Raw genomic sequence first — 11,548 nt, forward strand, 5'->3', positions numbered from 1 at the left:
GATGTGAGAAAGAAGGAAATCTGATGGCTGAAGAACGAATTAACGCCGAACAAGTGCAACACGTTGCGGGACTAGCTAAGCTAGAATTTACGCCTGAGCAATTAGCAACCTTTACACCACAATTAGAAAAAATTATCGGAATGTTCGAAGAATTGAGTGCGGTTGATACGACTGGTGTTGCCGTAACGTCACGGATGAGTGACCATACGAATTCATTACGTGAAGACGTTGCCGTTAAGAGTGACGAAAAATTACGACAAGCACTGTTGGACAACGCACCAGAGACTGCCAACGGCTTAATTAAGGTGCCAGCAATTATTGATGAAAGTGGGGACGGTGAATAATGACTTATTTCGACCAAGATTTAACTAGTTTGCATGCTGACCTGGTTGCTAAAAAGATCAGTGCCACTGAATTAGCTAAAGCCACTTTTGCTAACATGGCTCAAGTTGACCCACAATTAGGGGCTTTCTTAAACCTCAATGAAGATCAGGCGCTGAAGCAAGCTGCCTTATTAGATCAAAACGGAATTGATGCTAACAATCTCTTTGCTGGTATTCCATTAGCCGTTAAAGACAACATCGTCACTAAGGACTTAACAACAACTGCAGCTTCAAAGATGCTCGAGAACTTTGTGCCTGTCTATGATGCCACTGTCGTTGATAAGTTATTGGCTAGCAACGCATTGATCGTTGGTAAGACCAACATGGATGAATTTGCCATGGGTGGCTCAACGGAAACGTCTGCTTTCCACGTCACTCGTAATCCTTGGGACATTAGCCGGGTACCTGGTGGTTCTTCGGGTGGTTCTGCTGTTGCCGTAGCTTCTGGTCAAGTGCCAGTTGCACTTGGTTCTGATACGGGTGGTTCAATTCGCCAACCTTCCTCTTTTAACGGTATCGTTGGGATGAAACCAACTTATGGTCGGGTTTCACGTTGGGGCTTGATTGCGTTCGGTTCTTCATTGGACCAAATCGGACCAATGACACGGACGGTTAAGGATAATGCCGCTGCCTTGAACATGATCGCCGGTAATGACGTCCATGATACGACGTCTTCTAAGCGTGAAGTCCCAGACTTTACTGCTGGTTTAACTGGTGACATCAAGGGCATGAAGATTGGTTTACCAAAAGAATACATGGGCGAAGGAATCGATCCTAAAGTCCGTGCCGTTATCGAACAGGCTGTCAAACAGTTTGAAGATCTCGGTGCCACTGTTGAAGAAGTTTCCTTGCCAAACAGTCGTTACGGTGTGGCCGCTTACTATATCATTGCTTCTTCTGAAGCGTCATCAAACTTACAACGTTTTGATGGGATTCGTTATGGTTTCCGAGCAGATGACGTTAAGAACCTAGAAGATGTCTATGTTCGTAGCCGTTCTGAAGGTTTTGGGGACGAAGTTAAACGTCGGATCATGTTGGGGACGTTCTCCTTATCAGCTGGTTATTACGACGCTTACTTCCATAAAGCTGGTCAAGTGCGGACAATGATCATCAATGATTTCAACAAGGTCTTTGAAGACTACGATCTAATCATGGGACCAGTTGCCCCAACACCAGCATTTAAGTTGGGTGATGAAGTCTCAGACCCAATTACGATGTATATGAATGACGTCTTAACGATTCCAGTTAACTTAGCTGGTTTACCAGGGATGTCCGTTCCAGCAGGCTTCGCTGATGGGATGCCAGTCGGGGTACAATTGATTGGTAAAGCATTTGATGAAAGTACGCTTTACAAGGCTGGGTACGCTTTTGAACAAGCCACGCAAGTTTACAAGCAGACCCCAGAAGTCGGAGGTGCTAACTAATGAATTTTGTTACGACAATTGGGCTAGAAGTCCACGTTGAATTAAAAACCAATTCCAAAATCTTTAGTCCGTCACCCGTTCAATTTGGTGCCGAACCAAATGCGAATACGAACGTGATCGACTGGGGTTATCCTGGAGTTTTACCAACACCTAATAAGGGTGTGGTGGAAGCCGGTATTAAGGCTGCTACGGCCCTACACGCTGAGATTGAACAACACACTTACTTTGATCGTAAGAACTACTTCTACCCAGATAATCCGAAAGCTTACCAGGTAACGCAACATGAAAAACCAATTGCGCACGATGGTTGGATTGAAATCGAAGTTGATGGTAAGAAGAAAAAGATCGGTATCGAAGAGATGCATATCGAAGAAGATGCCGGTAAGAATACCCATGAGAGTGATTACTCTTACGTTGACCTTAACCGTCAGGGGACCCCGCTGATTGAAATCGTATCTAAGCCAGATATTAGCACGCCAGAAGAAGCTTATGCTTACTGTGAAGCGTTGCGGCAACGGATTCAATTTACTGGTGTTTCTGATGTTAAGATGGAAGAAGGTTCAATGCGGGTCGACGTTAATATTTCGATTCGACCAGCTGGTTCTGACAAGTACGGTGTCAAAGCCGAAATGAAGAACTTGAACTCCTTCAACTACGTGCGTAAGTCACTTGAATATGAGGAACAACGTCAACAACGTGTTCTGATGGCGGGTGGCAAGATCCAACAGGAAACGCGTCGTTTTGACGAAACTACTGGTAAGACGATCTTGATGCGGGTCAAAGAAGGTAGCGATGATTACCGTTACTTCCCAGAACCAGATCTACCAGCAGTTGATATTGATGATGACTGGATTGCAGAAATTCAAAAATCACTTCCTGAAATGCCAGGATCACGTCGCGAACGGTACATCAACAAATTTGGTTTAACGGCTTATGATGCGGGTGTCTTAACGCAGACTAAGGCAATGTCAGATTTCTTTGATGCAACCGTTGCTCAGGGTGCAGATCCTAAGTTGACTTCGAACTACTTACAAGGGGACGTTAACGCCTACCTGAACGAAAATAAGGTTGAATTATTGGCAACGGACTTAACACCAGAGCATTTAGCTGGTATGGTTAAGATGATTGCGGATGAGACTATCTCAAGTAAGATTGCCAAGAAGGTCTTCAAGGCCATCATGGCGGGTTCAGAACCTGTAAAATGGGTCAATGATAAGGGCTTAGTGCAATTATCTGATCCAGCCAAGTTACAACCAATCATTGACGATATCTTGGATAATAACCAACAATCAATCGATGACTTCAAGAATGGTAAGGATCGTGCGGTCGGCTTCTTAGTGGGTCAAATTATGAAGCAGACGCATGGTCAAGCCAATCCTAAAGTGGTCAACCAACTATTAATGACATCATTAAAAGCACGGTAAGGTGTGTGTTACGGAGTAAGGTAAATGCGGGTGTTGAATCCGGATTACAAAGTTATTGCCAGTAGATCTGGCATGACAGATGTAGACACCCGATCGTGTGAGCGGAGGAAAATGAAACATGCGTAAACGGGCACGACTTATATACAACCCAACTTCTGGGCGTGAAGCACTAGCTCACGACTTGGTTGAAATTCTTGGCGTTTTTGAACAAGCTGGTTATGAAACCAGTGCGTTTGCAACGACTGCGGTACCTAATTCGGCAGCGGATGAAGCTCATCGCTGCGCCAAGGATGGGTTTGAATTGATTGTAGCAGCTGGTGGTGATGGGACCATCAATCAAGTGGTCAATGGGCTGGCAGGATTAAAGCGACGGCCTAAGATGGCAATCATTCCGGCGGGGACAACCAATGATTATGCTCGGGCACTGCGGATTCCGCGTGATGATCCGGTTGCGGCTGCGAAAGTAGTATTAAAGAACCAAACCGTCAAGATGGATATCGGCCAAGCTGGTGAGCAATATTTTATTAATATTGCGGCTGGTGGTCTATTGACTGAATTGACTTACGACGTACCGTCACAGTTGAAATCAATCTTTGGTTACGCGGCGTATTTGGCTAAGGGAGCTGAATTATTGCCACGGGTGAAGCCAGTTGAGATGGATCTTAAGTATGATGGTGGTCATTATAAGGGCAAGGCATCGATGTTCTTCTTAGCACTGACTAATTCAGTTGGTGGTTTTGAACAGTTGGTACCGGATGCTTCGTTAGATGACGGTAAATTCACGATGATTATCGTGAAGACCGGGAACTTAGCGAAGATGTTACATCTGATGACGTTGGTTCTAAATGGTGGTAAACATATCAATGATCCAGCAATCATTTATGTGAAGACCAACAAGGTGGTTGCTAAACCAGTCAATGATCGTCTGATGATTAATTTAGATGGTGAATATGGTGGCGATGCACCGATGACTTTCCGTAACTTGAAGCAACATATTGAAATGTTTGCGGATACGGATCAGATTCCTGATGAAGCCATCACGGAATCTGATTTGGAAATTGAGAATGCGGAACGTCAATTCGTGTCAGCGGTAGATCAATTACCAGCGGCGACGGATGAAGATAAACCTGAATAACTTGCTAAAATTACCGTTTACCGATACAATGGGGAGCGGTAATTTTTTTAAGAGTGTTCATGGGGGCGGGTAAATGGTGAGCATTGCCTAGCTAGTGGATGATTGCGGGTTTGGCAATGATTCATTAGCGTAGCAAGCGGAGCCATTTGTCCCCATGAACACGTTTCGACAGTTAAGGTGAGTAAGCGCAGGGAGCAGCTGGGCCTTACACGTTTCGACAGTAAAGTTAGGACGAGTTCACAGCCAATCAAGTGGATTAGTTAGCACAGTAAGCCATTTAAACTTACACGCTGATTACGTCTAACTGTCGCTCTTAAAACAAAACGAACAACGGCACCAATAACCAGTTCAAGTGTTATTGAATGATAATTAAGTCGTCAAGAAAGATAGAGGAACCAATTAATGAAAGTTGATTTACCAGTACATCAGGGTGATGTCTTAGACGTTACCATCATGGATTTAACGTACCAAGGGATGGGTGTGGCGAAAGTCGACAACTACCCAATCTTTATTGAAAATACTTTACCTGAAGAACAGATTTCAGTTAAGGTTACCAAAACTACTAAAAACTTTGCGTTCGGTGAAGTCGAAAAAATCAATCAGGTTAGTCCACACCGAGTTAATCCTAAGGGACGTGTTTACCGTCAAACTGGGATTGCACCATTACAACATTTGGAATACAGTGAACAGCTAAAATTCAAGCAACATCAAGTTGCTGAATTATTTGCTAAGGTTCATATGGACGATGTAGAAGTCTTACCAACGATTGGGATGGAAAACCCTACGCAATACCGTAACAAGGCCCAAGTTCCTGTTCGTCAGGTTCAAGGACAGCTAACAACTGGGTTCTTCAAGAAGAATAGTCATCAATTAATGCCAATTGAAGATTACTATATTCAAGATCCAGAAATTGATAAGGCCATCGTGGTTGTTCGTGATATCTTACGTAAGTATCATGAAACGGCTTATGATGAATTCCATCACAGTGGCACGGTTCGCACCATCATGGTACGTCGTGGTTACTACAGCCATGAAATGATGGTTGTCATCGTGACCCGCTCGAAGCGTTTACCAATGGCTGACGTGGTTACTGAAGAAATTCGGGCAGCGTTACCAGAAGTTGTGAGTGTTGTTCAAAACGTTAATTCAAAGCGGACTAACGTTATCTTGGGACCAGATAACAACTTGTTAGCTGGTAAAGCAACGATTACTGATCAATTGTTAGGCTTAGACTTTGCAATTTCAGCCCAGTCATTCTACCAAGTGAACCCACAACAAACTGAAAAAATGTATCAATTAGCCATTGATCAAGCTGAACTAACGGGTAACGAAACGGTTATCGATGCTTATTCTGGTATCGGAACGATTTCATTAACGATGGCTAAACATGCTAAGCAAGTGTACGGGGTTGATATCGTACCATCTGCTATCGACAATGCACGTCAAAATGCTGATAAGAACGGTATTAAGAACGCTAAGTTTGTTCTTGGTAGTGCTGAAAAAGTTATGGCTCAGTGGCAAGAAGAAGGCGTTGAGCCGGACGTGATTGTCGTTGATCCACCACGTAAAGGTTTGGATGCTGAATTCATCAAGAGTGCTGGCGAAATGGCACCTAAGAAGATCGTTTACATTAGTTGTAACCCATCAACTTTAGTACGTGATGTTCAACGTTTTGCTGAATACGGCTACGAAATTAGTGCACCGGTCCAACCGGTCGACCAATTCCCACAAACGCCGCATATCGAAGCAGTGACCGTTTTAACACGGAAATAGATTTGAACTTGTAAGACACTTCTTTTTACTTGGAGTGTCTTTTTTTGTTGGATAACTGTTATGACGATAAGGTTAATTGATAGTAGGACCAAAAATGAACTTTGATTTATTTACTTGATGAAAATGGTTAAACGTATAGAAAGTAGCATAAAATTATTTCCAATCTGCATTAATTAGGCCATCAGTTAGTAAAATAATTCATTAATTGTTGTGATTTTAATAAAAAATAAGCGTTTTGGTCCGGTTGAACGGCTGTTTGGGTTATAATGATAAACGAATAATTTGAAGACGGGGGAGCATTATGGTCAAGAGAAGAACGCTAACACAGGCAAAGGTGTTATTAACGGCTAATCAGTTGATTGAAAGCAAAGGTATTAACGGATTAACCATCCGCGATTTGGCATTAGAATTAGATGTCCGCCCACAATCCATCTATAACTATGTAGATAGTTTGAGTGATCTTTTAGATCAAGTTGGGTTACAATTCGTGCAGAGTGTGGCGGATCGGCTAACTGAAAAGATTTCTGGAATTAATGGTGATGAAGCGTTGATGGCTTTTGCTCAGGAATTTCGTGCAGCGTGTCTGCAACATCGCGGTCTTGCGCCTGTGCTACTGGATTTAAATGATAGTTTGAAGATTCCCCGGACGCGGAAAAACATCGTGAAATTATATCAAGATATGTTTAAACCACTACAGTTAGATGATTCGGCACGAGTGGAAAATACGCTCTACCGGTCAACCTTATTTGGGTTTATTATCCAAGAAATTGGTGGTTTCTTCTTGATGCAGGGTGATGTGCTGGACGAACGGTTCACTAAAACCATGCAGCTAGCGATTGATCAAACGCATTTGCCAGCAGAAAATACTGAAATTTAAATTTTAACATTAAGGTGGTTACCAGTTTAGTTGGTAGGCGCTTTTTTTGTGGAATCAAGCATAAGAGAGTTAATATTTATTAGGATTTACCAAATTCGAGCATCTTTATGGAACCGGTTTTAGAAAATCGTTTACAATAGAGTTAACGGATTTTTCAAATGAGGAGGCACGCTATGTCAGAACGATATTTACCACCAGTTAAACATGGATTGACTACTGTGGAGGTTGATCAACGCCTGACAGCGGGCCTAAAGAATGAACCACTGCCACCACTAACGCGAAGTGTAAAGCAGATCTTTAGGGATAACTTACTGACGCTCTTCAACTTGATCAACGTTCTGCTGGCGGGGCTAGTTCTACTCACCGGTAGTTATAAGAATATACTCTTCTTATTCGTTGTAATTGTTAATACTGGTATCGGAATTTTCCAAGAAATTCGGGCTAAACGGCAGGTGGATAAGTTGTCGCTGCTTTCAGCTACTAAGATGCAAGTCCGGCGTGGTGGTCAGGTCACTGAAGTTGCGCAGGAAATGATCGTGCAGGACGACTTATTGATGGTGACGCGTGGCGACCAACTACCGGTTGATGGACTTGTCAGGGTCACAGCCGGATTAGAGGTTGACGAATCTCAGATTACGGGTGAAGCTGATCCAGTAATTAAGAGCGCTGGTGATGAACTGATTTCTGGTAGCGTCATTTTGGGTGGTCACGCTGTGGTGCAAGCAACGCGGGTTGGCCATGGCAGCTTTATCAAACAGATGGCTAAGGCGGCTAAACAGAAACGCCGGACACCAAGTAAGTTATTAGCAATTATTAATCGAATCATTAAAATTTTGACGTTTACGATTATTCCGTTAGGGGCTGCGCTATTTATTTCCACGTTGATGCGTGGTGAGAGCCAGAATCGGGCCATTCTAGGTACGGTAGCCGCAATGGTTGGGATGATTCCGGAAGGGTTAGTCTTATTAACATCGGTGGCATTGGCTGCAGGAGCGTTTACGCTGGGGCGGCACCAGGTCTTAGTCCGAGAATTACCCGCGATTGAGGCGTTAGCACGAGTAGATACGCTCTGTCTGGATAAGACTGGTACGATTACGAGCGGCAAGCTAGTTTTTGAACGTTTAGAGCTGTGGGGACAACACGTGCAAGCCGATGTTGAACATCGATTAGCTGCACTGGTGACGGCCATTGACGATGATAACGAGACTGCTCAGGCAATCAAAACGGCATTTGGTCAGCCCGAAATCCACGCGACTAAAGTGTTACCATTTTCTTCTAGTCGTAAGTGGAGTGGGGCCGAATTTGATGGTCAGTCCTTTGTGATGGGGGCGCCAGAATTTATCTTCGAGACCGTACCAGCAGCACTGCAAGCACGAATTCATGAGCTGGCAAAAGCTGGTTACCGGGTGCTAGTGTTAGCACAAGTACAAGCGTTGATGACACCAAAACCGACTCAGGCAGAGGCGCAAGCGTTGATTCTGATTACGGATGAATTGCGGCCCCACGCCAAAACAACTTTTAGTTTTTTTTCAAATCAAGATGTGGCATTGAAAGTCATCTCGGGTGACAACCCGGTTACTGTCGCAAGTATTGCCCAACGCGCTGAGATCAAAGATGCGGATCGGCTCGTTGATATGAGTCAGGTCGGTGAACAGCCTGATTACGACCAACTAGTAGCTGACTACACGGTCTTTGGGCGGGTGACGCCCCAACAGAAAGAGCGCTTGATCAAAGCTTACCAGCGAGCTGGTCATACCGTTGCGATGACGGGTGATGGCGTCAACGACTTATTGGCGCTGAAGCAAGCAGATTGTAGTATCGCTATGGCGACCGGTAGCGAAGCGACTAAGAGTTTAGCTGACTTTGTCTTGATTGATTCAAATTTTGATGCGATGGTCCAAGTGCTGAATGAAGGACGTCGAGTTATCAATAATATTGAGCGCGTGGCTGCGCTGTACTTGATTAAGACGATGTATTCAGTCGCGTTGACGCTGATCTTTATCTTTATGAGTCACAGCTATCCGTTTGAACCGATTCAGTTAACGCCTATCTCATCATTGATGGTTGGAATTCCGACCTTCTTCTTAGCCTTACAACCGGACTATCGCCGAATCACCGGCCGTTTTATGAAACAGGTCATGGAGGTTGCCGTACCAGCAGCAATCTGCGTGGTGGGTTATGTGATGGTTATCATGTTGCTGGGCAATAAGTTCCAGTTGAGCTTTGAAACTACCGCCACTTTGAGTGTCCTAATGACTGGGATTATCAGTTTGAACGCGCTGTTGATTGCGGCACGGCCGCTCAACCGCTTTAAAATTGGCTTAGTATTGTTAATGTCGACACTCTTTGTCTTAGTCTTTTTATTCGGTGGTCAGATTTTCTCATTGGTCAGCTTGTGGGACTGGTCGTTGGCGGCTATCTACTTACCGTTAATGATCAGTGCTTATCCCGTCTTCATTGTGTTACAGAATGGCTTGGGTAAACGCGTCTTGAGCCGAATCAATTGGCGCTAGGCATTAGAGTAGGATATAAGAACTTAGTTAAGTTAAAAATGGATAGCGGTTAGTAAGAAATACCCTGAAACTGATCATTTTGGTTTTAGGGTATTTCTTTTTATAGAGATTATTTTAAGACAATTACTTTGACACACACAGTAATCGATGGTATATTATGTCTATTGAATTACTATGTGACACAAAGTAGTTATGGTAAAGGAGCATGTCAGATGAAACCGGAAATTTCGAAGGATACGATTCGCGGTCACACTGCTACGATTGTCCTCAATATTTTGAATCAGGGTGATAGTTATGGCTATGAGATTGCTAAAACGATTAAACAGTTGAGTCATGAAGCCTATGACATCAATGAAGCCACACTCTACACGGTCTTTCGGCGGTTAGAAAAGAATGGTGAAATCACAAGTTATTGGGGTAATGAGACCCAGGGTGGCCGGCGTAAGTATTATCAGATTACGACACAGGGTCGCACGACTTTAGCGCACAGCATTGAAGAGTGGCAGTTTGCCAAGCAAGTAATAGATGACTTAATTTTAGAAGGATCGATGCAGATGTCAGCAAAGATTGAACAACTGGTTGCAATGCGACTAACAACTTATTTTAAAACACAAACGATGACGCCAGCTTTAACGGAACTAAAAACAGAGCTAGCGACTGATCTGAACGAAGCTGCTAATGATAAGGAACGTAGTGGAATGGAACCAGAGGAAGCAGTTGCTGAAGCATTCAGTGACTTTGGCGACATCAACGACTTGATCAAGCAGGTCAATGATGAGAATGGCACAACCCAAACGATTCATGGACATCACGTTGAGATGAATGAGGATGGCATCATGATTGATGATGGTGAGACCCTTAAAATCACTGGTGAGGGTGTGTCAATTAATCACGGCGCAATTCAGGCAAATGCCAACGGGGTTAAATTAGGTAGTTGGACGGTTGACGGTAACGGCATTAATTTGAATGGTGATGCTCGGCAACGACCAGACTTTGTGCAACCTAGCATCCCGATTAATTTGGCGGGCGAATACCATGATAATTTACCATTAGTTAATGAACAACGGCTGACAACGGATCAAATCGTGACAATTGCGATTAATTATAAATCAGCACGGGTAAAGATTTTACCCACTCAGGGTGCTGGCGATGAAATCATTATTCGTGAGTATATGAACCATAAGAACCCAGCTTATAAGGCGCAGGTTGAACAGGTTGGCAATAGTCTTCAAGTTGTTCAGGGGAAGGTGCCATTCTTGATTCCCTTACGAGTACACGTTCAGATTCAGATTCCGGTAGACTTCACCGGTGATTTATCTCTAATCAGTCGCTCAGGGAGTGTTCTAGCAGCAGGATTAGAACAATTAAATCAGTTCAGCTTAAAGCTCACTAGTGGTAGCGCGCGACTTGCTAGCATACATGCACAAGCATTGAGCGCTGAAGTGATTTCAGGCAGTTGCGACGTTTCACAGGTTCAAGTAACTGAACAACTGGGACTGTTAGTTAAGAGTGGCCGGGTTCGGTTGAGTGAAGTGACAGCTGGAACTTATACAGTTAGTGCAACTAGCGGTAGCATTATTGGCAGTCAACTGCGTGGTGGCGGTAGTTGGAAGGCTAAGTCAGGGTCACTCAAATTGGACTTTGCCAGTATTGATGGTGATATTAATCTGGATGCCCACAGTGGTTCCGTTAAGGTCACAACGCCGACAGCGGCAAGTTATCGCTACGAACTAGAATCACATAGTGGTCGTGTTAAAGCTCCACGTACTGGGCAAGCCGAACACGTTGCTGACAGTTATCAGACGGGGCGCGTTGGTACGGCTGGCGATTACTTGATTCGTGGTCGTGCGCATTCTGGTTCTATTTACGTTTATTAATGGCTTAACTAATTGGTCTTGTGAGGTGAAGAAACGTTTGGGATAAAAATCCTGAACGTTTTTTATTTCTAAAAATTGAGAGACGTCGGGCATAATTAGCCGATGGAAGTCGGTTAGTTGTGGAAAAATACAAATTTAGTTG

General features: G+C 43.9%; 8 protein-coding genes and 1 pseudogene. All 9 read left to right on the forward strand.

Annotation, left to right across the window (positions count from 1 at the left end; translation table 11 throughout):
- The first annotated feature begins 23 nt into the window (after positions 1-23).
- Positions 24-344, forward strand: a complete 321-nt coding sequence (gene gatC / locus ACG95_RS03890; RefSeq protein ID WP_047999242.1) for an Asp-tRNA(Asn)/Glu-tRNA(Gln) amidotransferase subunit GatC — start codon at positions 24-26, stop codon at positions 342-344.
- Positions 344-1,807: an Asp-tRNA(Asn)/Glu-tRNA(Gln) amidotransferase subunit GatA gene (gene gatA / locus ACG95_RS03895; protein ID WP_047999243.1), complete on the forward strand. Its 1,464-nt coding sequence runs from the start codon at positions 344-346 to the stop codon at positions 1,805-1,807. The genes gatC and gatA overlap by 1 nt, the downstream gene beginning before the upstream one ends.
- Positions 1,807-3,231 (forward strand): Asp-tRNA(Asn)/Glu-tRNA(Gln) amidotransferase subunit GatB, encoded by a 1,425-nt coding sequence (gene gatB / locus ACG95_RS03900; protein WP_047999244.1) that lies wholly within the window; start codon positions 1,807-1,809, stop codon positions 3,229-3,231. Before gatA ends, gatB begins: the two co-directional genes overlap by 1 nt.
- A 118-nt stretch (positions 3,232-3,349) precedes the next feature.
- Positions 3,350-4,366 carry a diacylglycerol kinase gene (locus ACG95_RS03905; RefSeq protein ID WP_047999245.1) on the forward strand — a complete coding sequence of 339 codons (1,017 nt, stop codon included), beginning with the start codon at positions 3,350-3,352 and terminating at the stop codon, positions 4,364-4,366.
- Positions 4,367-4,768: 402 nt separating this feature from the next.
- Positions 4,769-6,139 carry a 23S rRNA (uracil(1939)-C(5))-methyltransferase RlmD gene (gene rlmD / locus ACG95_RS03910; protein WP_047999246.1) on the forward strand — a complete coding sequence of 457 codons (1,371 nt, stop codon included), beginning with the start codon at positions 4,769-4,771 and terminating at the stop codon, positions 6,137-6,139.
- Positions 6,140-6,440: 301 nt separating this feature from the next.
- Positions 6,441-7,016 carry a TetR/AcrR family transcriptional regulator gene (locus tag ACG95_RS03915; protein WP_047999247.1) on the forward strand — a complete coding sequence of 192 codons (576 nt, stop codon included), beginning with the start codon at positions 6,441-6,443 and terminating at the stop codon, positions 7,014-7,016.
- Positions 7,017-7,189: 173 nt separating this feature from the next.
- Positions 7,190-9,529 carry a cation-translocating P-type ATPase gene (locus tag ACG95_RS03920; RefSeq protein WP_047999248.1) on the forward strand — a complete coding sequence of 780 codons (2,340 nt, stop codon included), beginning with the start codon at positions 7,190-7,192 and terminating at the stop codon, positions 9,527-9,529.
- A gap of 212 nt (positions 9,530-9,741) precedes the next feature.
- Positions 9,742-10,065 (forward strand): annotated as a pseudogene (locus tag ACG95_RS14710) (PadR family transcriptional regulator); the annotation flags it as partial.
- A gap of 81 nt (positions 10,066-10,146) precedes the next feature.
- Positions 10,147-11,406: a DUF4097 family beta strand repeat-containing protein gene (locus ACG95_RS14150; RefSeq protein ID WP_237756451.1), complete on the forward strand. Its 1,260-nt coding sequence runs from the start codon at positions 10,147-10,149 to the stop codon at positions 11,404-11,406.
- Positions 11,407-11,548: the final 142 nt, after the last annotated feature.

It is taken from the genome of Lactiplantibacillus herbarum, from assembly GCF_001039045.1.
Taxonomy (GTDB): Bacteria; Bacillota; Bacilli; order Lactobacillales; family Lactobacillaceae; genus Lactiplantibacillus; species Lactiplantibacillus herbarum.